At 69.0% G+C, this 23575-nt stretch carries 21 protein-coding genes and 8 pseudogenes; 12 read left to right on the top strand and 17 right to left on the bottom strand.

The window, feature by feature from the left end:
* Nucleotides 1-252 precede the first annotated feature (252 nt).
* Nucleotides 253-825, top strand: a complete 573-nt coding sequence (locus tag AB0I73_RS32505) for a dihydrofolate reductase family protein (RefSeq protein ID WP_363043438.1) — start codon at nucleotides 253-255, stop codon at nucleotides 823-825.
* Nucleotides 826-985: 160 nt separating this feature from the next.
* Here the strand turns inward: AB0I73_RS32505 and AB0I73_RS32500 are convergent.
* A pseudogene (locus AB0I73_RS32500) lies at nucleotides 986-1101 on the bottom strand (IS5/IS1182 family transposase); the annotation flags it as partial.
* 74 nt (nucleotides 1102-1175) lie between these two features.
* Nucleotides 1176-1698, bottom strand: a pseudogene (locus AB0I73_RS32495) (DDE-type integrase/transposase/recombinase); the annotation flags it as partial.
* Between the two features lie 364 nt (nucleotides 1699-2062).
* Here AB0I73_RS32495 and AB0I73_RS32490 point away from each other — a divergent pair.
* The 3 genes from AB0I73_RS32490 (at nucleotide 2063) to AB0I73_RS32480 (ending at nucleotide 4920) form a co-directional block, all read left to right on the top strand.
* Nucleotides 2063-2608, top strand: coding sequence for an alkylhydroperoxidase (locus AB0I73_RS32490; protein WP_363043436.1), 546 nt, complete (start codon nucleotides 2063-2065; stop codon nucleotides 2606-2608).
* 36 nt (nucleotides 2609-2644) lie between these two features.
* Entirely contained in the window at nucleotides 2645-3622 is a 978-nt protein-coding gene (locus AB0I73_RS32485) for an oxidoreductase (protein ID WP_363043434.1), read from the top strand.
* Nucleotides 3623-3834: 212 nt separating this feature from the next.
* On the top strand, nucleotides 3835-4920 hold the full coding sequence (locus AB0I73_RS32480; RefSeq protein ID WP_363043432.1) for a hypothetical protein: 1086 nt from the start codon (nucleotides 3835-3837) through the stop codon (nucleotides 4918-4920).
* Between the two features lie 300 nt (nucleotides 4921-5220).
* On the opposite strand, the gene AB0I73_RS32475 is transcribed toward AB0I73_RS32480, so the two are convergent.
* The 8 genes from AB0I73_RS32475 to AB0I73_RS32440 all read right to left on the bottom strand — a co-directional run bounded on the left by AB0I73_RS32475 (nucleotide 5221) and on the right by AB0I73_RS32440 (nucleotide 13131).
* Nucleotides 5221-5388, bottom strand: a complete 168-nt coding sequence (locus AB0I73_RS32475; protein ID WP_363043430.1) for a hypothetical protein — start codon at nucleotides 5386-5388, stop codon at nucleotides 5221-5223.
* Nucleotides 5379-5822, bottom strand: a complete 444-nt coding sequence (locus AB0I73_RS32470; protein WP_363043428.1) for a hypothetical protein — start codon at nucleotides 5820-5822, stop codon at nucleotides 5379-5381. The genes AB0I73_RS32475 and AB0I73_RS32470 overlap by 10 nt, the downstream gene beginning before the upstream one ends.
* Before the next feature lie 73 nt (nucleotides 5823-5895).
* Nucleotides 5896-6267, bottom strand: a complete 372-nt coding sequence (locus AB0I73_RS32465) for an FAD-dependent oxidoreductase (RefSeq protein ID WP_363043426.1) — start codon at nucleotides 6265-6267, stop codon at nucleotides 5896-5898.
* Nucleotides 6162-6932, bottom strand: coding sequence for an aldolase/citrate lyase family protein (locus tag AB0I73_RS32460; RefSeq protein WP_363043424.1), 771 nt, complete (start codon nucleotides 6930-6932; stop codon nucleotides 6162-6164). Before AB0I73_RS32460 ends, AB0I73_RS32465 begins: the two co-directional genes overlap by 106 nt.
* 272 nt (nucleotides 6933-7204) lie before the next feature.
* The gene (locus tag AB0I73_RS32455; RefSeq protein WP_363043422.1) at nucleotides 7205-8233 is read right to left on the bottom strand and encodes an alkylhydroperoxidase; all 1029 of its coding nucleotides are present in this window, start codon (nucleotides 8231-8233) and stop codon (nucleotides 7205-7207) included.
* Between the two features lie 1069 nt (nucleotides 8234-9302).
* The gene (gene rfbB, locus AB0I73_RS32450) at nucleotides 9303-10280 is read right to left on the bottom strand and encodes a dTDP-glucose 4,6-dehydratase (protein WP_363043420.1); all 978 of its coding nucleotides are present in this window, start codon (nucleotides 10278-10280) and stop codon (nucleotides 9303-9305) included.
* A gap of 246 nt (nucleotides 10281-10526) precedes the next feature.
* A complete protein-coding gene (locus tag AB0I73_RS32445) occupies nucleotides 10527-11888 on the bottom strand; it encodes a nucleotide disphospho-sugar-binding domain-containing protein (protein WP_363043418.1) in 1362 nt (453 codons plus the stop codon).
* Between the two features lie 10 nt (nucleotides 11889-11898).
* Nucleotides 11899-13131 (bottom strand): class I SAM-dependent methyltransferase, encoded by a 1233-nt coding sequence (locus AB0I73_RS32440; RefSeq protein ID WP_363043416.1) that lies wholly within the window; start codon nucleotides 13129-13131, stop codon nucleotides 11899-11901.
* Between the two features lie 240 nt (nucleotides 13132-13371).
* Between AB0I73_RS32440 and AB0I73_RS32435 the strand changes: the two are divergent.
* Nucleotides 13372-13536 (top strand): annotated as a pseudogene (locus tag AB0I73_RS32435) (transposase); the annotation flags it as partial.
* Nucleotides 13537-13553: 17 nt separating this feature from the next.
* Entirely contained in the window at nucleotides 13554-14036 is a 483-nt protein-coding gene (locus AB0I73_RS32430; protein WP_363043414.1) for a transposase, read from the top strand.
* 7 nt (nucleotides 14037-14043) lie between these two features.
* On the opposite strand, the gene AB0I73_RS32425 is transcribed toward AB0I73_RS32430, so the two are convergent.
* Both AB0I73_RS32425 and AB0I73_RS32420 read right to left on the bottom strand, forming a co-directional pair.
* A complete protein-coding gene (locus tag AB0I73_RS32425) occupies nucleotides 14044-14667 on the bottom strand; it encodes a transposase (protein ID WP_363043466.1) in 624 nt (207 codons plus the stop codon).
* A gap of 320 nt (nucleotides 14668-14987) precedes the next feature.
* Nucleotides 14988-15209, bottom strand: a pseudogene (locus AB0I73_RS32420) (ISL3 family transposase); the annotation flags it as partial.
* A 51-nt stretch (nucleotides 15210-15260) separates the two neighbouring features.
* On the opposite strand from AB0I73_RS32420, the pseudogene AB0I73_RS32415 reads away from it, so the two are divergent.
* Nucleotides 15261-15494, top strand: a pseudogene (locus tag AB0I73_RS32415) (transposase); the annotation flags it as partial.
* A gap of 241 nt (nucleotides 15495-15735) precedes the next feature.
* Here AB0I73_RS32415 and AB0I73_RS32410 read toward each other — a convergent pair.
* Nucleotides 15736-16641 (bottom strand): annotated as a pseudogene (locus AB0I73_RS32410) (transposase); the annotation flags it as partial.
* Nucleotides 16642-16769: 128 nt separating this feature from the next.
* Here AB0I73_RS32410 and AB0I73_RS32405 point away from each other — a divergent pair.
* The gene (locus AB0I73_RS32405; RefSeq protein WP_363043412.1) at nucleotides 16770-17264 is read left to right on the top strand and encodes a winged helix-turn-helix domain-containing protein; all 495 of its coding nucleotides are present in this window, start codon (nucleotides 16770-16772) and stop codon (nucleotides 17262-17264) included.
* A complete protein-coding gene (locus AB0I73_RS32400; RefSeq protein ID WP_363043410.1) occupies nucleotides 17261-17845 on the top strand; it encodes a transposase in 585 nt (194 codons plus the stop codon). The genes AB0I73_RS32405 and AB0I73_RS32400 overlap by 4 nt, the downstream gene beginning before the upstream one ends.
* A 25-nt stretch (nucleotides 17846-17870) precedes the next feature.
* On the opposite strand, the pseudogene AB0I73_RS32395 reads toward AB0I73_RS32400, so the two are convergent.
* Both AB0I73_RS32395 and AB0I73_RS32390 read right to left on the bottom strand, forming a co-directional pair.
* A pseudogene (locus tag AB0I73_RS32395) lies at nucleotides 17871-18252 on the bottom strand (IS1380 family transposase); the annotation flags it as partial.
* Nucleotides 18253-18354: 102 nt separating this feature from the next.
* The gene (locus AB0I73_RS32390; protein WP_363043408.1) at nucleotides 18355-18846 is read right to left on the bottom strand and encodes a glutathione peroxidase; all 492 of its coding nucleotides are present in this window, start codon (nucleotides 18844-18846) and stop codon (nucleotides 18355-18357) included.
* Between the two features lie 206 nt (nucleotides 18847-19052).
* On the opposite strand from AB0I73_RS32390, the gene AB0I73_RS32385 reads away from it, so the two are divergent.
* The gene (locus AB0I73_RS32385; RefSeq protein WP_363043406.1) at nucleotides 19053-19481 is read left to right on the top strand and encodes a hypothetical protein; all 429 of its coding nucleotides are present in this window, start codon (nucleotides 19053-19055) and stop codon (nucleotides 19479-19481) included.
* Nucleotides 19482-19575: 94 nt separating this feature from the next.
* Here the strand turns inward: AB0I73_RS32385 and AB0I73_RS32380 are convergent, their stop codons facing one another.
* Complete coding sequence (locus tag AB0I73_RS32380; protein WP_363043404.1) at nucleotides 19576-20739, bottom strand: epoxide hydrolase family protein; 1164 nt, start codon at nucleotides 20737-20739, stop codon at nucleotides 19576-19578.
* A 19-nt stretch (nucleotides 20740-20758) separates the two neighbouring features.
* Here AB0I73_RS32380 and AB0I73_RS32375 point away from each other — a divergent pair, with 19 nt between their 5' ends.
* Entirely contained in the window at nucleotides 20759-22150 is a 1392-nt protein-coding gene (locus tag AB0I73_RS32375; RefSeq protein ID WP_363043402.1) for an acyl-CoA dehydrogenase, read from the top strand.
* Nucleotides 22151-22473: 323 nt separating this feature from the next.
* Here AB0I73_RS32375 and AB0I73_RS32370 read toward each other — a convergent pair.
* Nucleotides 22474-22770: pseudogene (locus AB0I73_RS32370) on the bottom strand (integrase core domain-containing protein); the annotation flags it as partial.
* Nucleotides 22771-22813: 43 nt separating this feature from the next.
* Here AB0I73_RS32370 and AB0I73_RS32365 point away from each other — a divergent pair.
* Nucleotides 22814-23575: helix-turn-helix domain-containing protein (locus AB0I73_RS32365; RefSeq protein WP_363043400.1), on the top strand; the 762-nt coding region annotated here is incomplete at its 3' end.

Here is a 23575-nt window from a genome sequence, read left to right as displayed (position 1 = left end):
CCTCACTCAACAACGTGACAGCGTCCTCGTCGCTGTTGCGCTGCTGGTAGGTCCCGCAGTGGGCCACCTGTATGGCTCTCCGAGGTGACCCGGATGGCTGAGGCCGCTGGAAGAGACGGGCGAAGGCCGATGAGTTTCTCCGTGATCCGCAGTCAGAGATCATAGTTGGTGCACTGCAGTCGCGAGTGTGGTCGAAGCGTGCACCGACCGATCCTGCTGAGAACCAGACACGAGACACCGAGGAACCCTAAGATGCGGACCCTGATCAGCACCGCTTTCGTCTCGCTCGACGGCGTCGTGGAGGCCCCGGGCGGCGAGCCCGGCTACCGGAACTCCGGCTGGACCTTCAAGGACGTCGAGTTCCTCCCCGAGGCATTCGACATCAAGGGCCGAGAGCAGAAGGAAGCCACCGCGATGCTGATGGGCCGGGTCAGCTACGAGGTGTTCAGCCCGGTGTGGCCCGACATGGAGGACTTCGCCGACTACAATGTGATGCCGAAGTACGTCGTCTCGACCACCCTCACCGAGGACAACCTGGTTTCGAACTGGGGCGAGACCACGATCCTGCGCTCGCTCGACGAAGTGGCCGCGCTGAAGGAGACCGAGGGCGGCCCGATCATCGTCCACGGGAGCGCTGCCCTCAACCAGGCCCTTTCGGACGTCGGCCTGATCGACCGTTACCACCTGCTCGTCTTCCCGCTCCTGCTCGGCGCGGGCAAGCGTCTGTTCAGCGCCACGGACAAGGACACCCAGAAGCTGAAGCTGGTCGAGCACGAGGTCTACGCCAACGGCCTGCAGAAGAACGTCTTTGACGTGGTCCGCTGACAAGGCTCCCACGTTCGCCCTGCCGTCGCGTCGTTGGACTTGGCACTCGTGTTCGGTAGGCGTTGGATCACCGCGCGGACCAGAGGAAGATGCCCGCGTTGTGGAGCCCGGCCAGGTAGACGGTCGCGGTCTTTACGCAGCGGATGGCGATGTCACGTCACTGCTTCAAGCGATTGATCTCCCGCTTGACCGTGTTGCGTTGCTTGTATGCCTCGCGGTCGAAAGTGGGCGCCTGCCGCCACGACTGCCTCGACGCAGTCGGTGGCCCCGCTGATCCTGAGCTGGCCAGATGCAGGCAGAGGGCGGCTTGAACGATTGGGACTGCTGTACGGATAGGTGACAGTCGGGTTTCATGCCGCGAGGGCTGCGGCGGGCTTCATGGTGGTCCCGAGCTCGATGGGGGCCAATCGGCCCAGCCGTAGCTGTCGGCGGCGCCGGTGACAGGTCCGTTCGATCAAGATGACGATCGCGGTGCGGAGCGCTTCTCGGGTGGTCCAGGTGCGGCGGTCCAGGACGTTGTTCTGCAGGAGTGCGAAGAACGACTCCATGGCCGCGTTGTCACCGGCGGCGCCGACCCTGCCCATCGATCCGACCAGGCCGTGACGGTTCAGGGCGTGGATGAGCTTCCGGGACCTGGACTGCGAGCCGAGGCGGAGTGGACGACGCAGCCGGCCACCCCGCCTCGGCGTGCGGTGGCATGGTCCAGCGCGTTCGGCTGCCGATGGAGTAGCCGACGATCCGGCCGGAGCAGGCGTCCTTGACCGCGCACAGGTACCACGTGCCCTCTCCGGTGGCATGTTCGGTGATGTCGGTCAGCCACCGTTCGTTCATCGCGTTCGCGGTGACGTCACGCCGGACAAGGTCGTCGTGCACCGACAGCCCCGGGCACCTCCATCGAGGAGACAACACGACGTGCCATCACTGCCGCACGTGAGTCGAACTATGCGTGGCCAGTGAAAATACAGCGGGCAGAAAGACAACGGCTTCTTAACTTCCCGGGCTTGGAGTAGAAGGTCGTAACCCGATATACCCACATCACCCACAGCCCGGGCCGCCGGATCGATCAGCAACTCTGCCCGCGGACGCGGGTAGGGCGGCCCCGTCTCGCCCTCCATACGCGAACCAGTCTCCGCGGCCGTACCGGTTCGGGTCGTGCGCATTCTAGGAGTTGTCCGGCACACAGTGGTGTCCCGACGATGAGGACGGCCGATCCGCCACGGCAGCAAAGGACATACCGATGCCACACGTCGAGACCGCCAACGGTCCTTCCGGCATCAACAGGCCGCTGGCCCAGTGGCCCGACACGGGTGCTGTGCTGACCCAGCTGGCCGAGACGCTGCTGCGCTGCGGCGAGCCACCGATCGGCCGAGGCGAACGCGAACTGATCGCGACGTACGTCTCGGAACTCAACCACATGCGGTTCTGTTCCGACTCGCACAACGCCTTCGCGGCAGCACAACTGGAGGGCGGAGCGGACCTGGTCAGGGCGGTCCTCGCCGACGCCGCCGCACCGGTTCCTTCTCTGCTCAAAGCGCTGCTGCGGATCGCGGCCCAGGTACAGGCACAGGCGCAGGCGCAGCCGGTCTCCCACGAGGCGATCGCAGCCGCCCCTGCCGAGGGGGCGACCGACAGGCACAACCACGACACCGTGCTGATCGCGGCGGCCTTCTGCATGCTCAACCGGTACGTCAACGCGCTCGCCACCGAACTGCCGTCCGACCCGCCCTACTACCGCACCGCCGCCGACCGCATCGTCAACCGCGGCTATCAGACCGCGCGCTGACCCGTCATGTGTCCCGCACCCGCCAAGGAGAGCGACGTGGGCTGGTCCACAGCAGACATCCCCGACCAGCGGGGTAGGACCGCGCTGGTCACCGGTGGCTCCAGCGGACTCGGGCTGGAGACGGCCCGGACGCTCGCGGACCGCGGCGCACACGTCATCCTCGCCTGCCGGGACATCGGGCGAGGACGTGCTGCGGCGGCCCGCATCGGCGGTCGTGCGGAGGTCGTACGGCTCGACTTGGCCTCCCTGGACTCGGTACGGGAAGCCGCGGCCGTCGTCCGCCGCCGGTACGAGCGGCTCGACCTGCTGATCAACAACGCCGCGGTGATGTTCCCTCCCCATCGGTGGACCGCGGACGGCTTCGAGGCGCACTTCGGCGTCAACCACCTGGGACACTTCGCGCTGACCGGTCTGCTGCTGGACCTGGTGCGGCACGTACCCGGGGCGCGCATCGTAACGGTCTCAAGCCTGGCGCACCGCGCGGGAACGGGGAGGTTCGACACGGCTCGGGCCCGCTCGGGCAACGGCAGGCGATCGGTCACCGCCTACGGCCGGTCCAAGCTCGCGAACCTGCTGTTCGCGCGTGAACTGCAGCACCGGCTCGCCGCCACCGGCACGGCCGCCGTCTCGGTTGCCGCACATCCGGGGCTTTCGGCGACCGGTCTGTGGAACGGTGACATGCCGGTGCTGCTGCGGCCGGTGGGTAAAGTCGCGCTGCGCCTCCTCGCACAACCCCAGGCCCGTGCCACGGAGCCGATACTGCGGGCCGCCACGGACCCCCTCGTACCAGGCGGTGCCTATCTCGGCCCCGGGAAGGTCTTCGAGAGCCGGGGGGCACCGGCCCCGGCACGTTCCAGCCGCCTCTCCCGCGCCCCGCATCCACGGGCCCGGCTGTGGGAACTGTCGGAAAGGCTGACGGGGGTTCACTACGGACACGCGCCGGGGCACCTCTCCGAGGGAGAACCGGGACCCGTGAGAAGCTCCCGCTGCACGGACCCGGCTGACGGAGGGTGAGCGCGGAGACCGACAGTGCGCCGCCGGGGACCACGGGGTTCCCTCGGCGGGGCTCCGCCTCCCTTCCGGTCGAATCTACGGGCCCGGCACCGTCCCGCCTAGAAGATCACTACCGAGCGGAAGAACGTGCACCGGCCGAGTCGGCGCGCACGTAACTTCGTGTGTGCTGATGTAAGAACTTTTCTCTTGAATTGCTCGGCTGTTGTCTGAAAGTGCTGTTCTCGACCGGAAGAGACGGGTCGGTGATTGAACACCCCTATATTCGGGTCACCATCGACGCTGGCAGAAAGGGTATTTCCGTGCATCCTGCCATGGGCGAAGAATCCGGCACGCGACACATTCCCCCTCCCTCGCCCACTGATGACGTTAGGCCGAGCTCACTGTTCGTCAACGGTCAGTTCCCCCGCCGCCGCGGACTGATCATCTTCCTCGCCGCGCTGTTCGGGTTCGCGCTGACCGTCGTGTGGTCGCACGAGTTCGTCGACCAGACGATCGGCGCCAATGCCGCCGGGGCGCTGCTGGGCCAGGACGCCGCCACTGTGTCCCTGACCGGCTCCCTGATCGGTATCGTGTTCGCCCTGGCAACCGGCGTCGCGGGGACGTTCACCGCCTGCAATGTGGCGGTGTTCAGCGCGATGGCCCCGCTGGCGGGCCAGTCCCGGTCGCGGCGCGGCCGGCTGGTCCAACTGCTCAAGCCCCTGGGGCACCTGGCGGTCGGCTCCGTGGCGGTGTCCGCCCTCTACGGCGTGGTCGTGGCGCTGGTGGGCACCCGCATGCCGCAGTTCCAGCTCGGGTCATCGCTGAAGTCGGACGGCATCTCCCCGGTCCTCATACAGTCCATGGTGACCTACGGGATCATCGGTGTCGTGATGATATGGCTGGGGCTGGCCTCGCTGGGGATGCTGTCCGACCCGCTGGCACGCGTGTCCGCGCGTTTCCCGAATGCGCCCCTGGTGCTCATGGGCGCTCTCATCGGCGCTTTCCTGATCGGCCGCCCCTATCCGTTGTTCCGGCGCCTGTTCCACGACGCGGCCGAGAGCGGCAACCCGCTGTACGGGGCGGCGGCCTTCTCGCTGCAGGCACTGGGCAACCTCGTGGTGGTAGGCGTGCTGTTCGTCCTGATAACTCTGTTGGTGGGCGAGCGGGTGCACCGCTGGATGTCGGCCCGTCCCAGCCGCGCCTCCGCCATAGTCGCCGCGGCGTTCATCGGGGCGGGCGCGTTCATGATCTTGTACTGGGATGTGCGCATGCTGGCCCTCCACGATTTCATCTGGTTCCCTCTGGCTCCCTGGGTGTAAAGCGTGGTGTCGCATGCGGCGTCCTGGCAGCGGAGGGGCGCCTGAGTTGTCCGGTACGAGGCCGGGGTGCCGGCACCGGGCCGCGGGGACGTCGGACGCCACTGACTTCCGAGGGCCCGGCGTCCTCCGGGGTGGTGGGCCCTCGGCCCCCTCCCGTACGGGGTTCGACGCCTCGTGGACCGCGGGAGGGATGTGTTCCTTTGGGCGGTGGGTGCGGGGTTTCGGTCAAGCGTGTCGATGGCGCCGGCCCCGTCGGCAGCCCGGTGCCCGGCGGGCTCCGGCCGGGTGTCGCGGTGCCCCTCACTCTCCCCGCTTGGCCGCCCGGCCCAGGGCTTCCTGGCGGCGCAAGGCAGGCACCACTGCGCTGGTCCGCTCCAGGCGTTCGTCCTGGGAGGCGGTGGGGGCGGCGGGCGCGTCGTCGTACGCGACCAGGGCGTCGGCGAGTACGGAAGCGTCCTTCAGAGCCATGGCGGTTCCCTGGCCGAGATCCGGGACCGCGGGTGCGCCGCGTCGCCGAGCAGGGTGACCCGGCCGTCGGCCCAGCAGGGGGCCAGGACACGGTCACGGACCTCCCTCACGACGAGGCCGTGCGGGTCGGCGTTCCCGACCAGGCCCACCACGGGCGGGCGCCGGCCGGTGAGGGCGGCTGCCAGGTCCGTCCGCGCGGGCCGGTGCCCCCTGGCGGTCCAGACACCGGGCGGCGAAGCGATCCTGACGGTGACGCCGTCACCGTTCGCGGTGTAGTCCTCCACAACGGTCGCGAGCAGCACCGCTGAGGCCGCGGTGAGGCACTCATCGAGCACGGCCCGGCGCAGGGCGAAGCCCAGGAGGTGCAGCCGCGGGGCACCCGGTGCCCCGACCTCGACGGGCTCCTCGGCCAGAACCGTGCCGGCCGTGTTCATCACCAACCGCACCTCGTCTGGCCGGGGGCACGGCCGAGCGTGTCGGCGGCTCGTACCCCGCAGGGGTGAAGCGTCAGGCCCGCGTCCCGGGTGCCGATCCGTCGGCCCGTTCGACCACGGTGACGTCGGCGCCCCGTCCGGCCAGTGCGGCGGCCGCCAGCCCGCTGATGCCGCCGCCCACGACGACCACCGTCTTCCTCATGGCCATGGTCCGGATCTCCCGTCCGGTGTGCGAGCGTGGCAGCCGCCTGGTGGCGGGTTTGCTCTCCGCAGCACACGGGCTGGCTGCTGACCGGTCATGGCCGGTGTCCGGCCTCACCGGCCGCCGCACCGCGGGCGTCAGGCAGCCAGCGGGAGGGAGACCGCGTGGGGAGCGGCGGCAGCCTGCGGCGGATGCGTGGTGCTCCCGGAGACGGTGGCGAACGTGAATCCCCGCCAGAGCCATTCGGCCGCGCTGTCGCCCGCCGGGCAGTGGACTCCGCACGCGATCCCCGCCCGCCGGGCCGTCCCGACGATCCGGGCGAGCTCGGTCTCGAGGATTTCCGCGGTGGCCGGGTCACCGAGGAAGCGGGTCCCGAACGCGGCGGAGAGGCCCGCAGGGTCGACGTAGACCGCGTCGAGTCCGGGAGTGGCGCAGACGGCTTCGAGACCGGCGATCGCCCCGGGTGTGTCGATCATCAGGATGCGGGCGACCTGCTCGTCCACCGCGGCCGACTCGGCCCCGGCGGGACCGCCTGGGCGGCGGGTGCCGGCGGCCCAGCGACGGCAGGCCCGGATCGCGGCCCGGACCTCCTCGAGGCTGCCGATCATGGGAATGATGACACCGCGCGCCCCGCCGTCCACCGCGGTCCGAATGGCGACCGGGTCGGGCGAGGGGACCCGGACGACGCACGCGGAGCGGCGGCGGGCGCCGAGGGTGAGCGTCGCGGCCCGCCGGCTGGACCGGTGCGCCGCGCCGCGCCGGCCGTCGGTGCCGACGTAGTCGTACCCGGGACCGGCGGCACACTCCGTACCGTCCGGGCCGATCCAGTAGCCCACGAGCCGCTCGCGCTCGCGCAGGCGCTGGGCGAAGGTCTTGAGGCCGACGGGGCGGACGTGCTGCGCGTTCACGCCCCCTCCTCGGTGACACGACTCCAGATACCGTTCCTAAGACCGAACTTGTGTCTGCCGAAGACGGACACCGGGCATTCCTTCCGGGTTCGTGTTGCCTGCTGTTCCCTCCCGTGGCGGTGCGTGTGCTCTCCGCCCCCGGGAGGAGGCCGCGATTGGTCGGACGGGACGGGGCCGAGCGGATCGCGGGCCCTGTGAGAGGGACGACGAGGCTTTTGGCGGGGCGGCGGCTTCACCGGCCCGGCCTGGTGGAGGGTGTTCCGGCGCTGTGCTCACGGCCGCCGGTTCGGCGGGACGGCGAGCCGGGAGCCGAGGAGTACGGCGGTCGTCATGGAGGCCCAGGAGGTGAGTTCGACCAGTTCTCGGTCCCCGGGATGACGCTCGCGGAAGGCGGCGACGTCGGCGTCGGTGACCTGGTGCGCGGCGAACGCGGTGAGCAGCGCGAGCCGGGCGGTGGCAGCGTCCTCACCGGGCAGGTGGCCGGTGAGTGCATCTCGCAGCCAGGAGCGGCCGATGCCGGGAGGGGACCCGTCCCACTGGGCGAGCCGGGACGTCAGGAGCGCGCGCACCGGCCGGGGCACCCAGTGCGCCGCGTTCTCGACGGCCGCGACCGAGCGGCCGAGCGCATCCGCCACCGCCGGGTTGGTCCTCGCCCATTCCAGGCCGGGGGGCAGCGGTGCGGCGGGCAGCAGGTCCTCGTTTCCTCCGGGCCGGAGGGGGGCGGCGGCCGGGCGCATGGTCCTGGCGACCGTGCGCAGGATCGGGCCCCGTACAGCGGTGGGGGCCCGCGCGGGCACGGGCGAGTCATCGAGGAAGACACCGACCATGCGGTTGAGGTAGTGGAAGGTGAGTGCCACGCCCAGGATCTCCGGGGCCTCGTCGGCGGTGAACGGCGCACGCCCGCCGTGTCCGGCGCCCGACCGGATCCATCCGGCGGCTTCGAAGCCGGGGGCGCCGGGGGCCGGGCGCGGCAGGGTGTCCACAGCGGCCTGGTGGACGTCGACGCAGTAGGGACAGGAGTTGGCCCGGGACACCTCGGCGGCGACGGCCTCCTTGACGGCCCGGCCGACCCGCCCCTCGACGAGCAGGGTCTCACGCAGCAGCAGCCAGCTCGCGGCGAGCGGCCCGGCGGAGGGGGAGTGCAGGGCCAGGGGCGGTGCGATGACCCCGAAGTCCCTTTCGGCCCGTGCGTACACGCGGGCCACCAGGCCCTGGGCACGGCCCGGGGGGACGGCCTCGACGTGGCGGATGCCGCGCAGCGAACCGCGCAGGACGGCCCGTACGACCGCCCGCGTCGTCATCTCCGTGCCCCTCTCGAGCACGGCGTGCCCGGCCAGCGTCCGGACGTGCCCGGCGACCGTTCGCCTCCTCGGCGCTCCTGGGCCGAGGGGCGGTCCCGGCGGCACTGTGCTCCTGCGCGTGACAGCGGCGGACATACCGGTCCGGCTGCCGGGGGCACGGGCACGCGCACGGAGAACGGTCCGGCGGCCGGGCGAGTCGCCGCGTGGCCGGCCCAGGTCAGGACGCCTCTGGTGAGCATCTCATCCCCTCGTCGGTCCGCCGGAACACCAAGGCTGGTGTCCGGGTCCCCCATCACGCGGACGTGGGGGGGACGCGGTCCCGATCCTGGCACCGGCGGCCCGCGTGTCTCGTATCCGATCGTGCTCTGTTGCCGCGTCAAGCGTGGCCATGCTCTGAGCTCCTTCCCTGCGCTCCTTCCTGGTGGTGGGTGTGGCAAGGCGGAACATGCTCCCAACAACCGGTGGAAGGCCGCATCTTCCCCGTTGCTCCGTCAGAAGCTCCTTCCGAGGCGTCCGGTCGAGGTCCTGCGGCAGCGGGGGCTTGCAAGGCACGGGGTCGTAACAGCCTCCTCGGACCTGCCGCCGTTGTGGCGTGACCGACGGTCCGCTCTCCTGGCCTCCTTGAGGTGTCCCGAGCTCCGCAGCGGCCGGTTGTGCGGTGTCAGACGGCGATCGGAGCGGAGGCGTTCAGTGCCGTACTCGCCCCGGTGACCGGTGCAGCCGGCCGTTCACCACGGCGGGCACGGTGGGCGTACCTGATGTTCTGCGCCTGGAATCCTGGGTGTTGGTCGGTACCGTGTTGGCATGCCGCATCCGGGTCCCTCTGCTGTGGAGATCGTGCTGTCCGAGGCCGAGCGCGCCAGGCTGGATCACCGGACCGGCGGGTAGCCGAGCGGGCCCGGATCGTTCTGGCGTGTGCGGTGCGGAGGGCGTGTCGCACGCTCACGCAGTTCGTCGGAGTACTTTCGGGGGGCAGCCATGACGGGGATCCTTCCGGGTCTTCGGTGTCTCCATCAAACCCGGGGCGATTCACACGGGGTTTTCGATCTCCAGGATGTGCAGCGGCCGCTCAAGCCGCGACGTCGCGGCGCAGCGGCTGCCACCACTGGGGGTTGTCGCGGTACCAGGCCACCGTCGAGGCCAGACCTTCGAGGAACGCGACCTGGGGCGTGTAGCCCAGGGCGCGCAGCTTCGCGTCGTTGAGCGAATAGCGCCGGTCGTGGCCCGGACGGTCGGGCACCGCGCGGATGCGCTCCGGACCGACCCCGCAGGCTTTCAGTAGCAGGGCGGTCAGCCGGCGGTTGGTCAGCTCCTGCCCACCGCCGACGTTGTAGGCCTCGCCCGGCCGCCCCTGCTCCAGCACCAGGTGGATGCCCCGGCAGTGGTCGTCCACGTGCAGCCAGTCGCGCACGTTCAGGCCGTCGCCGTACAACGGAACCGTGCCTCCCAACAGGAGATTGGTCACGAACAGCGGGATGATCTTCTCAGGGTACTGGTAAGGCCCGTAGTTGTTGCCGCACCGGGTCACGCTCACGTCCAGACCGTAGGTGCGGGCGAACGCGCGAGCCAGCAGGTCGGCGCTTGCCTTGGTCGCGGCGTAGGGGGAGTTGGGCAACAGCGGGCTCTCCTCCGTCCACGAGCCGGAGCCGATCGAGCCGTAGACCTCGTCGGTCGAGACGTGGACCATCCGCGGCACGCGCGCGTCCTTCGCCGCCTGCAGCACGTTGGCGGTACCGAGCACGTTGGTCTGTACGAAGGCGTCCGCGCCGGTGATCGAGCGATCGACGTGCGTCTCGGCGGCGAAGTTGACCACGGCATCGTGGCCGGGCATCAGCTCCGCGAGCAGCCGGGCGTCGCAGATGTCACCGTGGACGAACGTGAACCGGGGATGGTCGTGCACCGGGGCGAGGTTCTCCAGGTTGCCCGCATACGTAAGTTTGTCGAGCGCAGTGACCTGTATGTCGGATCCTCCGTAGGCTCCGGAGAGTAGATTCCGGACGTAGTTCGAGCCGATGAAACCGGCAGCTCCGGTGATAAGCAAGCGCATTTTTACCGCTCCTTAACTCCTTGGAAACGCCGCACGAAGTCGATCACTGCTTCCCCCTCCGGGTTCACCCAGGCACGGCGAGAAAGCCGTGCGACTCTGCGGCGGTCCGGGCGATGCCGGACGGCCCGTTCCGAGACTGGACGGTGGCGCCCGGCCCGCCACCATCGCCGAGCCGGTGTGTTCCCCGCCGTGCGAGTGCCTCCCCGGCAGGATCGGCCTGCCGGAAAGGCACTTCGGCGTGGTGGGTCAGTGCGACGTGGATTCCTGTTGCCGGTACTGGGTGACCATCCGCTCCAGAATGGGGACGAATTCGGCCGGGCTGGGAGTGGCCAGCAGGTCGTTGTGCACCCGTGCGGCGCCCTCCTGGAACGACGGCTCGGTCAGCACTCGCTGGATCTGTTCCCGCATCTCCTGGGCATTGGGCTTGCTGACGTTCATGACCAGTCCCGCGCCGGTCTCCGTGACATACCTGGACAGGGCCGGCCCCAGGCTGTACCGGGACCGGCCCATCCGGCCCCCTGAGCCGGTCGCCGAGATCTCGTGGCCGACGAAGTCGAGCACGATCTGCGGCACGCAGTTCGCCACTGCGGGCATGGCGGTGCCCATGCCGCCGTGGTGGATGAGCAGCGAACAGGTCGGAATCAGATGGTTGAGCGGAACGAATTCGACCACCCGCACGTTATCCGGGATCGTGGACACCGCCTCCAGTTGAGTCTTGTTCAACGTGGCGACGACCTCAACGTCCAGTGTGGACAGAGCTTCCAGCAGGGCTGGGATGTGGTTCCAGCCGCCCGCCATGAACTGCCGTTCGGACAGGCCGAGCGACACGGCCACCCGCGGGCGTGCCGGTACCGGGTACACCCAGTCCGGCATGACCTCCTGGCTCGAATGCGGAATCCACCGCACCGGCATTGTCCGGGCGGACACTGCCGGCCCCACCGCGGGCGGCTGCGGGTTGACGGTCCATTGCCCGAACAACAGTTCGGTGTCGACCTCGACGCCGTAACGGTCGGCCATCGGCCGCACGGTCTCGACCAGCGGGTTCTCCACCGCCGGTGCGCCCGGTCGGCCGGTGACCTCGGCGAACCTGTCGATGCTGCGGCAGAACACGTCGGGTGCGGTCCACCAGCGCGCCTGTGCCACACCGCAGACCCGGGCCGCGACCGCCGCGCCGGGGACGCAGGGGTCCCAGAGCACCAGGTCCGGCTTCCAGGTGCGGGTGAACTCCACCAGGCCGTCCATCGCGGGCATCGGCTCGCCGGGGTCGCCCTTGAACGGGATGAAATCCCACATGGAAGGCAGGTAGAACTGGGTGAAGACATCCCAGTGCTCGCGGTCCGGGTCATCCGGCCCGAAGGCCATGGCATCGGTGATGCGAGCCAGATCCGCGCGTTCCTCCGGGTAGGGCCGGCCCGGGCCCATCGGCACCGGCATGCTGTTCGGGTCACACCACGAAACCGGGGTCAGCCCCATCGACGCGGTCGTTTCCGCGATGGACGCGTGGGAGACGACACAGACCTCGTGTCCCGCGGCCTTAAGCGCCCACGCGAGCGGAACGAACGGATACAGGTGCGCCGCCGCCGGCCACATAACGAATGCTACTCGCACCGAAGACTCCTTACGGCTCGCTGAGGACGTGGGGCTCGGGCAGCGGAACGATGAACTTCCCGCGGAATCCTTCTTCGCGCAGTCGGGAGCTCAGCTCGTCCAGGATGTGCCAGGAGAACAGCACGGCGTAGTCCGGCTGTTCCGGCCCGCACAGTTCCTCCTGGGAGACGACCGGGATGTGGACGCCGGGGAAGAGGCGGCCGATCTTGAGCGGACTGATCTCCGAGACGAATTCGATGTCCGCCGGTCCCAGCGAGCAGTAGTTGAGCAGGGTCACCGCCCGGGCGGGGCAGGACGATCCGGCAATCCGCGACCCGTCGCTGGACAACTCCTTGACCAGGTGGCGGAAGCGATCCCGGTGGTCCTCCACGCGGGCGGCGAACTCCTGGTAGGTTGCCTCGTCGGTGAGCTTCTGCGCGTCTTCCTCGCGGCGGAGTTCGGCAACAGACTCGTGCACCTCGTGTGCGCCCTGGAATCCGGCGTAAACGCGAATGGACCCGCCGTGGGTGTCGATGCGCTCGATGTGGAAAACTTCGAGTCCGTGCAGTCCGAAGACGTGCTGCAACGCGGTCAACGAGTAGTACCGCGAGTGCTCGTGGTAGACGAAATCGTACTGCAGAGACCGCAGCAGTTCCGGCAGGTAGTGCGACTCGGACACGAACATCCCGTCGGCTTTCAGGATCGTGCACAACCCATCCAGGAAATCATGCAGGTCCGTGACGTGGGCGAACGTGTTAGTGGCCACCACGATGTTCGCCGACCGGGAGCTGGACATCAGCTGCTTCGCGACCTTCGAACCGAAGTACTCGGTGACAACCGCCGATCCGTTCGGCGACACCGAACCGCACGGATCGACGCCGAGGACGTCGAAGCCGCGTTCGGCCAGCGCGTCCAACAGGCTTCCGTCGTTGCTGCCGATCTCGATGACCCGGCGGCGCCGCGGGTCCGGGTCCTGTTGCGCCGCCAGTTCGTCCGCCAGTTCCCGCAGGTGCTCGCGAAATCCCTTGGTCAGTCCAGCCAGGTGGTGGTAGTCGCCGGAAAAAAGAATGCGTTCGCTGACCGGTTTCATCAGCTGGACCAGGCTGCACCGTGAGCAGAACCCGAGATCCAGTGGCCAAGTCCGTTCAGTCTCGGTCTCCTCGTAATTTTCCGGGAAATTGCAGGCGGGTTGTGCGCCGAGTGAAAGGAACTTGGTGACCGGGACGTCTCGGCAGGTCTGACAAAGCGTTATGTCATTACCCACAGCTGATCTCCTCACGTTGGCCGATTAGCTGTTCCGTCAGGTGATGGTATGGCGGCACCGCTGTCACCGGAATCTTCACGATTGCGGTCCGTCCTGGCGGCTCCGAACGATGAGGATCGCAACGCAGAAGACGTCGACGGAGACGTCACTGAACGAGTAGAGGGCGTCTGAGAAGCCTCTCAGCGGGCAAGTCCCTGGTAGCGGGGTGGCGACGCGCGTTCGGGGGCTGGAGCGTGCGGGCTGCGTACCCGTTGCTCGACGGACCTTTCCGATCAGGAGTGGGAGATCCTCCGCCCGCTGGTTCCGGCGGTCAAGCCTGGTGGGCGACCGGCGAAGCACGCGCGGCGGGAGATCCTCAACGCGCTGGTGTATTGGCTGCGGGCCGGCTGTGCCTGGAGACTCCTGCCGCATGACCTACCGCCGTGGCAGACGGTCTACCACTACTGGCGGCGCTGCGCGAACGCGAGCGGGTGCAGCTCGGCCGGGACCCCACCCCCAGTGCCGCCCTCGTGGACAGCCAGAGTGTCCGGGCCAGTGAACGGGGCGGCCTGCACGGCTGCGACGGCGGCAAGAAGGTCAGCGGCATCAAGCGGCACCTGCTCGTCGACGCCCGCGGCACCGTCCTGGTGACGTGCGTGAGCTCGGCCAGTGTGGGTGACCGCGATGGCGCCGTGGTGCTGTTCGCCCGGGCTGCCGATGCCTTCCCGCGCCTGCGGCATGTGTGGGCGGACCAGGGCTGTCGCGGCACCGACTTCCACGCCTGGGTTCTGGAGGCCACCGGTATCACCGTGGAGACCGTGCAGCGCCGGGACGGTGGTTTTCGCTCGACCTGGTGTCGGCGTACAAGCGAACGTGGCCCTGGCAAGATTTCCGTGAAGCTGGAGTGTGCCACCGTGCGCCCGTGACTCTCCGTCATGGGTAGCGGCGTCGGAGCAGTGCCATGAGGATGACGCGGTGGCGGAGCAGCGGGACCCCCGCGCGTCCGGCCATGATCCGTTTCTGGAGCTTCAGATCGGTGATGCGGCCTTCGTTGACGCCGGAGCTGAACGGGGTGGTGATGCCCTGCACAACTGCGGGCTGGTTCTCGCGGATGGCTTTGGCTAGGCCGGCCAGGGCCGGGAGGCGGGCGGTCGTGAGTTGCTCGAGCCAGTCCGGCAGCGGGGCGGCGTCGCGGGCGTCGAGCATGGCGGCGAACTGACGCACCAGATCGTGGGTGCGGTCCAGTTCCGGGCAGTGCTCGAGCAGCCGCCGGAGCCCCTCGGCGGCGTGCAGGCCGCGCCGGGATGGCGCCGTGGTGATCCAGCGGGCGACTTCCCGGGCGAGGGCGGCCGCTCCCGCGGCGTGTTGATCGGTAGGCCGCGACGCAGCGGCGCGACGACCATCTTGACCCGCTGGTAGTGGCCGCGGTAGCCCTTGGCGACGAGTTCCTGGTGCAGCACCGTTGCGGTGTGCTCGCCTTCCTCCCAGCGTTGCCGCAGGTACTCCAGATACGGGTCGAGACTGGTGGGCCGGCGGGGCCGGGAGGTTCGTACACATTCCTGCCAGGTGGCTGCTCGGGCGTATTTGCGCACGGTGCGCCGGTTCAGGCCCAGCTCACGGGCTGCGGCGTTGAGCGAGCGACCGGTGTCCGTCACCGCGTGCACCGCCTCGAACAGCCGCTTCGCGTGGCGGCGGGCCGGGGTGGCGGCCTGGTCGGACGGTCCCGCTGGGTTCGCCGGTGGCGGTGCCGGTTCGGGTATTGCGGCGGGTAGGCATCCGCGGTGGGCGGCGGCGATATCCCCGCTCCGCTTCGACAGTCCCTGCCACAGGTGGAAGCGGTCGCTGACCTGCACCGCGTCCGGGGCGCCGTCGGTGATGCCTTGGCGGTAGACCAGCGAGCCGTCCCGGCAGGCCACCTCAACACCGGGGTGTGTCCGCAGCCAGGCGGCCAGCTGCTCGGCGTCGCGCCCGGCCCACAGCTCGATCGGCAACCGGGTGGCGGCATCCACCAGCAGGGTTCCGTAGACGTCCGCGTACAGCGCGAAGTCGTCCACGCCCAGCACCCGCGGAGTCGCTGCTGGTGGAAGCGGCAAGCGCATCAAGCGGACACCTGGGCCCGAGTGGGAGTACCGCCGCCGGCAGTGCCCCGGTTCACGGTGGTCCCGCGTCGTTGGGTGGTGGAGCGGACGTTCGCCTGGCTGGGACGGTGCCGCCGCCTGTCGAAGGACTACGAGTACCTACGCGTCTGCTCGGAGAATGCCATCTACCTCGCCATGGCCATGCTCCTGGTGCGTCGCCTCGCAAGACCAGCCCGCTCAGAGGCTTTTCAGACGCCCTCTAACCTCGCTCTTTCGCGCGCCCAGCAGACTCGGAGGTCTTCGTGAAGTAGTTGATCTTGAGTCGTAAGCTCGTTGTCGCCTGCCGGTGGAAGTCCGGTCCGGGTAGCTGCCAGGAGGCCCGGTAGCAGACTGGCGGCGTCGGGGGGAAACGCCCGGCGTCGAAGCCCAGTGTCGAAAGCCCTGTAAGGGGGGAGCAAAGCAGCGGTCCGTAGCATGAAGCGAAGCCTGCGGCGTCGTTAGAGGCCCGTCTCTCGGGGCGGGGACAGGGAGTGCCGAGCCCCCGAAATCAGGGCGAAGGCCATGGAAGCGGCGAAGATCCTGGAGATGCAGCCGTGAGGGACTCCCCGGCGTATGGGGCATGGAACGTTGCGACGGTGACAGCGGGAACTGGGGAGGCCCTCCCCGGCCCGGCGGCCTGCGGACAGCTGTCGCCGGAAGCTGCGCGTCCTATAACCGGGTGCACCCCGGGAAGTGGACGCGAGCCGGGTGGGCGTCGGAGGCGGCCGTAGTACCGCGATGAGCCGGCGGATAACACAACCGCCGGCCAGGGAAGGGCCGCTGCTTCGTCGATGCGCAGTCTGTCTGGAGGGACTTGGTGAGTGCCGTTCCGGCTATGTCCGCCACATCGGGATCCCTGAAGCTGGATCCGGTCCGAGCCTTGCAGCATGCGCTCTACCGGGCGGCCAAGGCCGATCCCGGACGGCGGTTCCACGCGCTGGGGGACAAGGCCCATGCCGGTCAGCTCGGCGACCTCGGCGGACTTGCGGAGGGTGCCGTCCTGGTTCAGGGCGGGGTGCCAGACCTGGTCGGGCAGGGCGCGGATCGCGCGGCGGACCGGTTCTGTGACCGCGTATCCGGCAGAGAAGAAGGTCTGGATTCCGCGTGTTCGCAGGTCTCGGACGTGGGTGAGGAAGAGCTTCGCGGATCCGGCGCTGTCGGTGCGGACGAGGATGTCGGTACCGTGCCGGTGGGCGTCGGGGATCTGCGCGAGAGCGTCGTCCAGTACCGCGATGTGGTCCGCGGCGGTGTTGGCTCCGGCGTTCCCGGGCCGCAGCCGCCCGGACATGCCCTCGCCGGTGTTGGCCAGGAAACACATCAGAGGGTGGAAGCCGAAGCCGCCTTTGTAGGTGGGTGCGGCCGCCTCCTTCTCGGAGTGGCAGGTGATCAGGGTGGCGTCGATGTCCGGGACCAGGCCGAGCAGTTCCTGTCCGCTGGCTTTCGCCGCCGGTATGCCGCAGCGGGTCTCGGATGCCTGCAGTCAGGCTACTGAGGGTTTCGCTTCGGGGTGACGCGCGGCCACGATGGGTGTACCCCGGAGGTATGAGGTATCCCGATGGGGGCGGCCTGACCGCGAAGCAGCGGGCCCAGCGGGAGCGGGTGCGGTTCGAGGCCGCCGAGATGTTCGCCGCCGGGGCCCCTCCCGCGCAGGTCGCCCGGCGGCTGCGGGTCTCACGCAAGTCCGCCTATGCCTGGCACGCCGCATGGCGGGCCGACGGCGCCGACGCGCTGGGCTCGAAGGGGCCCTCCGGCTGTCCGTCGCGGATGAAGCCGTCCTGGCGGGCGTGGCTGGAGCAGGCGCTGGAGGAGGGGCCGGCCGCGCACGGCTGGGTGGAGGACCAGCGGTGGACCCTGGATCGGGTGGTCACGCTGGTCGCCCGCCGCTTCCATACCCGTTTCAGCAAACCGCAGATGAGCCGGATCCTGCACCAGATGGGGTGGTCGGCGCAGGTGCCGGTGCATCGGGCCGCGGAGCGGGACGAGCAGGCGGTGGCCACCTGGATCAAGGAGACCTGGCCGCGGGTGGAAAAACGGTGAGGGACCAGGACGCGTGGCTGGTCCTCGAGGACGAATCGGGGCAGTCCCTGCGGCCGCCGAAGGCGCGCACCTGGTCTCGTCGCGGCCGCTCACCACGGGTGGAGGTGTCGGGGAAGGGCTCGGGCAGGATCTCGCTGGCCGCGCTGGTGTGTGCCTGTCCCGGGCGGCGCACTCGGCTGATCCACCGGATGCTGGTGCACCATGCCGGCCGCCGCGGGGAGAAGAAGGGGTTCCGGGAGCGGGACTTCGCTGCCTTGCTGGATGCCGCCCGCCAGCAGCTGGGCGGGAAGATCGTGCTTGTGTGGGACAACTCCACCCAGCACAAAGACGCGCAGATGCGCCAGCTGCTGGCCAAGCGGAAGAAGTGGTTGACGGTCTTCCGTCTCCCTGCCTACACAACGGAGTTGAACCCGGCCGAGGGCGTGTGGGCGAACCTGAAGAACACCCTGGGCAACCTGGCCGCGTGCACCACCGACGAACTCGCCGCGCTGGCCCGCACTCGGCTGAAGAAGATGCAGTACCGCCCTGATCTGCTCGACGGCTTCATCGCGGAGACCGGCCTTGTCCTGCGACCACCGTAACGTCACCCCGAAGCGAAAGCCTCAGTACTTCCCGGGCCTGGGCGCGGGCCGAGCGCAGGCGGTCCAGTACGTGTTCGTCGACGGCGGCCAGCAGCCGCCAGGTAGTCGGTGTCGAGGCGACCGGGCCGAACACCTCGCCCTGGTCCCGTAGCACGGCCAGATCCGTGGTGGTCTCGCCGCCGTCAGCGAGCATCCCCGCGAGGTCGGTCGCAATCCGGCCCGGGGCATGGCCGGTGTCGCGTGGCCGAAGCGGTCTCAACGCGGTGGAGTACGTGCTGGTCAGCCCGGTGACGTCGGCGAGATCAGTCAGCAGCCGTGCCCCGGCATGCCCGCCCCCCGGCACCGTCGGCGGAGACATGAAGCCTGGGACGCGAACCGATACCCTGCACGCAGAAAGTGCCTTCCACCTGGACCGAGAGAACCCCTTGGCAAGGTTCATCGTCCCAGCTCGGAAGGCACTTTCGCGTGCCCGGTCAGCAACTGGCCTCACGCCAAGTGAAACGGCGAGGCTAACCGAGCGCGCTCTCGACCGCCGCCACGACCTCCGCCGCCTCCGGCTCGGTCTGCGGCGCGAACCGGGCGACGACCTTGCCGTCCCGCCCGATCAGGAACTTCTCGAAGTTCCAGCGGATGTCCCCGCTGTGCCCCTCGAAGTCCGCGAAGTCCACCAGCCGCTCGTACAGCGGGTGCCGCCCCTCCCCGTTGACCTCGATCTTCTCGGTCATCGGGAAGGTCACCCCGTACGTCGCGGAGCAGAACTCGGCGATCTCCTCCGAGGTGCCCGGCTCCTGCCCCATGAACTGGTTGCAGGGCACCCCGAGCACGGTGAAGCCCCGCGCCGCGTACTTCTCGTGCAGCCGCTCCAGCCCGGCGTACTGCGGCGTCAGCCCGCACTTGGAGGCCACGTTCACCACCAGCACGACCTGCTCCGCATACCGCCCCAGCCCGGCGGACCCACCGCTCAGGGCACCGATCTCGACAGCGAGGGGGGAAGAAGTCATCAGTCTTATACCTTTCATTTGCATTTTGTGCAGCGCTCCTCTGTCCAAGGAGGAGGTGGAGTGCACCTCGAGGCCGCTCCGACCCGGCGCGTGAGCGCGGGCCCGTGCTGTTCACCTCACCCCGAGGGTCGCTGCTGCTGCTCAATGTACTTACGCACGACATCGAGGACGGCACCTCCACCCCGATGTGGCTAGGGTGCGCTGCCATGGACGCTGCTGATCTTGACTACCGGGCCCGGGCTCTGTCCGGCTGCATTCCTCCGCTCCTGGTCTCCCGGCTTCTTGAGCTCGGCCACGAGGAGGAGGTGGAGCGCCAGGCCAGCCGTGGGGAATGGTTCTGCGCGCGTGAGTGGGCGCGGCTGCTCGGTGACCGGGGTCGGAAGGGGCAGGCGTTGGGGGTGCTCGCTCCGTACGTCGCCACAGGCTGGTGGCCGGCCGCCCGGGCCCAGGCGGAACTGCTGGAGAGCTGGGGGCGGGCGGCGGAGGCGATCGAGCTGGCCCGGCCGTACGCAGAGGCCGGAGGGCCGCCGCTGGAGTTCTTCGCGCGCCTGCTGGCCCGGCACGGACGCAAGGATGAGGCTAATGAACATTTCTGGTCCACACTCGGGCGAGTGAACGCCGTGTGCGGTGGATGACGAGGACAGCACGCACAAACACGGTGACCCGGAGCACAACGCCGGCGTCCGCCGATCATCTCCGGGTCGGCAGATACCGGCGTGCACGGGCGGACTACCGGCCGGGCAGCGACCGGGCGAACGTCCGGAGGTCGGTGACGAACAGCTCGGGTTGCTCCATGGCCGCGAAGTGGCCGCCCCGTTCGTACTCCGTCCAATGCGCGATCGGGCCGAAGTCACGCTCGGCGAACGCGCGGATCGGCAGCGCCGGGTCCTGCTGGAAGACCGCGACACCGATCGGGACCTCCACCGGCTCGGGTGACACCCCCGGGGTGAACAACGCGCCGAGGTATGCAGCGGACTCGCAGTAGAGCTGCGCGGAGGACGTCGCGGTTCCGGTCAGCCAGTAGATGCTTACGTTGGTCAGCAGGCGATCCCGTCCCACCTTCTCCTCCGGCGTCTTGACCGCCTTGTTCCACTCGTGGAACTTCTCCACGATCCAGGCCAGCTGACCGGCCGGCGAGTCGTTCAGGCCGTAACCGACGGTCAGCGGCCGGGTCGACTGCACCCGCATGTAGGCGGACATTTCGGCGTCGAACCGGCCCAGTTCGGCCAGGCGCGCACCGTCCGACTCGGACAATCCGGCCAGTTCGTCCGGGTCTCCGGACGGGGTGGTCAGCAGCATCGTCAAGTGCGCGCCCAGCACGTGCCGGGGCGCCACCCGGCCGAGTTCGAGGGAGATAATCGATCCCCAGTCCCCGCCGGCGGTGACGTACGAGTCGTAGTCGAGTCGGCGCATCAGCTCCGCCCAGGCCCGGGCGACCCGGGGCACGTCCCAGCCGGGCTCGGTGATCGGCCCGGAGAAACCGTGTCCCGGCAGGGACGGGATGACCAGGTGGAAGGCGTCGGCCGGATCGCCACCGTGGGCGCGCGGATCGGTCAGCGGACCGATGACGTCCAGGAACTCGACGATCGAACCGGGCCAGCCGTGGGTGAGCAGCAGAGGGCGGGCGTCCGGCTCCGCCGACCTGATGTGCAGGAAGTGCACGTTGGCGCCGTCGATCTCGGTGGTGAACTGCGGATACTGGTTCAGCTCTCGTTCCGCGGCCCGCCAGTCGTAATCGGACTGCCAGTAGCCGGCCAGCTCGCGCAGGTAGCCGACAGGGACGCCGCGTTCCCACTCCGGACTCGACACCGTGACGGGCCAGCGCGTCGAGGCGATCCGCCGGTGAAGGTCGGCTAGCTGGGATTCAGGGATATCGATCCGAAAGGGATCCATCTCGGCTACCTTCCTTGGTGTGGTGCGTATTCCCGGTATTCGTGCCGCACGGGATCGCAGGTCCGAAACCATAATGGCCCATCGGGTGGATCGCATCCTCTCCCAGATTGCCTTTTCGCCGCGATCAACCGGATACGCCAACGGCGCAAGGAAGGAGATGCGCTCGCGATGCGGCGGCGCACATGATTCCTCCGACCATGGCCGTCACGTCAATCGCCTGGAGGGCGTCGTGTCCGAAAACGTCGTACCGTCGTCGGACGAACTGATCAAGCGAGCCGAGCAGCTGGTGCCGTTGATCGAGTCGAGGGCGTCGTCCGCGGAGCAGAACCGCAACCTCGACAACGAAGTTGTCGAGGCGCTGGCCGAAGCAGGCATGTTCGATCTGCGGCGCCCGCTCCGTTACGGTGGCTACGAAACGAGCGCGCTCGGCCTGCTCGACGTGCTGACCACCCTGTCCACCGGGGACGGTTCGACGGGGTGGAACACCGCGGTGTGGGCGATCGGTTCCTGGATGGCCGCGACGTTCCCTGACCATGTGCAGGACGAGGTCTTCGCCACCCCGGCGACGCGGATCTGCGTGGTGCTGAGCCCGACCGCGGTCGCCACCGAGGTCGACGGCGGCCTGCGCGTGAACGGGCGCTGGCGGTTCATGAGTGGTGCCCGGCACAGCCACTGGCAGGTCATCATCACCATGGCGCCGGCTCCGGACGGCAGCCAGTGGCCGGTCGCCGCGCTGGTGCCCATGTCTGAACTGAAGATCGAGGACGACTGGTACACCTCGGGATTCGCCGGTACCGGCAGCGTGACCACGGTGGCCGAGGACCTGTTCGTACCGCAGGAGCGGACGCTGCCGATGCCCGCAATCCTCCAGGGGGAGTACGCGACCGAACTCAACGCCGACTCGCCGGTGTTCCGGACCCCGATGATCCCGACCGGTGCGTCCGGATTCATTGGCGTCGCGGTCGGGATGGCCCGCGCGGCCCTGGACCAATTCCTGCACCGGCTGCCGGGCCGGAAGATCACGTTCACCGACTACGCCGAGCAGAGCACGGCATCGGTGACCCATTTCCAGGTGGCCGAGGCCGCTCTGAAACTGGAGGAGGCCGAGTTCCACGCGCGCCGGATGGCCGGCCTGCTGGACGAGAAGGGCGCCACCGGTGAGCAGTGGACGCTGGAAGAGCGGATGCGGAACCGGGGTCGGCTCGGCCGCCTGGTCCAGCTGGCCGGGGAGGCCGTGGACATCCTGGCCACCGCGAGCGGCGGATCGTCGATCTATACCTCGGTGCCGATCCAGCGCATCCAGCGGGACATGCGGGCGTTCAGTCTGCACGGGCTGATGCACCCGAACACGAACTTCGAACTGTACGGCCGGGAACTCTGCGGGCTCGAACCGAACACGATGTACATCTGACCGCGACAGCACCGGTTTCCACATCCCTCAACGAGAAGCCCACGGTGCACCGCTATGACCGAGTCACCACCATTGAACCGGGACAGTCCGTGAGGCGTCTCCCGGAGGGTGGACACGGGGGTTCATGCGGTGATTGCGGTCTTACCCGCTTGATGCTGCTGCTCGTATTCAACGGGCGAAACGACTCGGCGGCGGCGTTGTCCACGTTCGTGCCGACCGCTCCCATGGATTGCGTCACGCCCAACTTGCTGTATGGCTTGGCGAATTCGCGGCTGGTGTGATGTGCCCCGGTGAGGTTGATCCCCGGGAGCGGACACCGGGTTTCATGCGACGAGTGACAACGTACGTGACGTGATCAGTTGCTGTTCGAACTCTGCTGGGGTGAGGCAGCCGAGCGCGGAGTGGCGGCGGCGCCGGTTGTCGTACGACAGCCAGGTGAACAGTGCCAGCCGCTTCTGTGCCTTCGAGGTCCAGCGGTATCCGTGGAGCAACTCGCGCTTGCAGCCCGGGAAGAACGACTCAGCGAGAGCGTTGTCACAGCTCGATCTGACGCGGCCTGTGCTGCGCCGGATCCCGCGGCGGTGACAGACCTCAAAGAAAGCCCCCGCGCTGTACTGGGCGGATTCAACCGGTCGTCGCAACACCTTGATGGTGGAGGTGTTCATGGGACGACCGGCAGGGTGGACGACGGCTGTGACGGGGCGGTCCGCGTTGCGTTCTCCGGGCAGGCCACCGGTCAACCGGACCGTGGAGAAGCGGCAGTTCTGGAGGTTCATCGCGAAGGGTCTGTCGAGTGAGGAGGCCGCTGCCGCGTGCGGGGTGTCGCAGCCGCTGGGCGGCCGGTGGTTCCGCGAGGGTGGCGGCATGCCACCGATCAGCCTGGACGAGCCCTCGGGCCGATATCTGTCGTTCTCCGAGCGTGAAGAGATCGCGCTGCTGCGTGCCAAGGACTACGGGGTGCGTGACATCGCGCGGGAAACCGGGCGCTCGCCGTCGACTGTCTCCCGCGAACTGCGCCGCAACGCGGCCACCCGCTCCGGGCGCCTGGACTACCGGGCCTCGGTCGCCCAGTGGCACGCCGACCGGCAGGCACGCCGCCCCAAGTCCTGCAAGCTGACGGCGAATCCGCGGCTGCGTGACTACGTGCAGGACCGGCTGGCCGGTACTGTTCACACGGACGACGGCAGCGAGGTCGCCGGTCCGGATGTGCCGTGGAAGAAACGGCGTCACGGGCGACGCGCAGACCGACGCTGGGGCAGGGCATGGAGTCCTGAGCAGATCGCCCGCCGGCTCCCGCTGGACTTCCCCGGAGACGAGACCATGCGCATCTCGCACGAAACCATCTACCAGGCGCTTTTCATCCAGGGGCGAGGCGGACTGCGCCGCGAGCTGACCGCCTGCCTGCGTACCGGGCGGGCACTGCGA

The sequence above is a fragment of the Streptomyces sp. NPDC050388 genome, from assembly GCF_040655635.1.
Taxonomy (GTDB): domain Bacteria; phylum Actinomycetota; class Actinomycetes; order Streptomycetales; family Streptomycetaceae; genus Streptomyces.
The sequence above is the reverse complement of the archived record's forward strand: the minus strand, read 5'-3'. Positions and strand labels throughout refer to the sequence as shown.

Excerpts from the sequence above, each read along its gene's own strand:
- AB0I73_RS32385 (WP_363043406.1), top strand. The coding sequence starts at position 19,053 with ATGGACGCTGCTGATCTTGACTACCGGGCCCGGGCTCTGTCCGGCTGC.
- AB0I73_RS32390 (WP_363043408.1), bottom strand. The coding sequence starts at position 18,846 with ATGACTTCTTCCCCCCTCGCTGTCGAGATCGGTGCCCTGAGCGGTGGG.
- AB0I73_RS32405 (WP_363043412.1), top strand. The coding sequence starts at position 16,770 with ATGAGGTATCCCGATGGGGGCGGCCTGACCGCGAAGCAGCGGGCCCAG.
- AB0I73_RS32465 (WP_363043426.1), bottom strand. The coding sequence starts at position 6,267 with ATGGCTCTGGCGGGGATTCACGTTCGCCACCGTCTCCGGGAGCACCAC.
- AB0I73_RS32505 (WP_363043438.1), top strand. The coding sequence starts at position 253 with ATGCGGACCCTGATCAGCACCGCTTTCGTCTCGCTCGACGGCGTCGTG.
- rfbB (WP_363043420.1), bottom strand. The coding sequence starts at position 10,280 with ATGCGCTTGCTTATCACCGGAGCTGCCGGTTTCATCGGCTCGAACTAC.
- AB0I73_RS32425 (WP_363043466.1), bottom strand. The coding sequence starts at position 14,667 with ATGTGTACGAACCTCCCGGCCCCGCCGGCCCACCAGTCTCGACCCGTA.
- AB0I73_RS32470 (WP_363043428.1), bottom strand. The coding sequence starts at position 5,822 with ATGAACACGGCCGGCACGGTTCTGGCCGAGGAGCCCGTCGAGGTCGGG.
- AB0I73_RS32475 (WP_363043430.1), bottom strand. The coding sequence starts at position 5,388 with ATGGCTCTGAAGGACGCTTCCGTACTCGCCGACGCCCTGGTCGCGTAC.
- AB0I73_RS32455 (WP_363043422.1), bottom strand. The coding sequence starts at position 8,233 with ATGACGACGCGGGCGGTCGTACGGGCCGTCCTGCGCGGTTCGCTGCGC.
- AB0I73_RS32380 (WP_363043404.1), bottom strand. The coding sequence starts at position 20,739 with ATGGATCCCTTTCGGATCGATATCCCTGAATCCCAGCTAGCCGACCTT.
- AB0I73_RS32490 (WP_363043436.1), top strand. The coding sequence starts at position 2,063 with ATGCCACACGTCGAGACCGCCAACGGTCCTTCCGGCATCAACAGGCCG.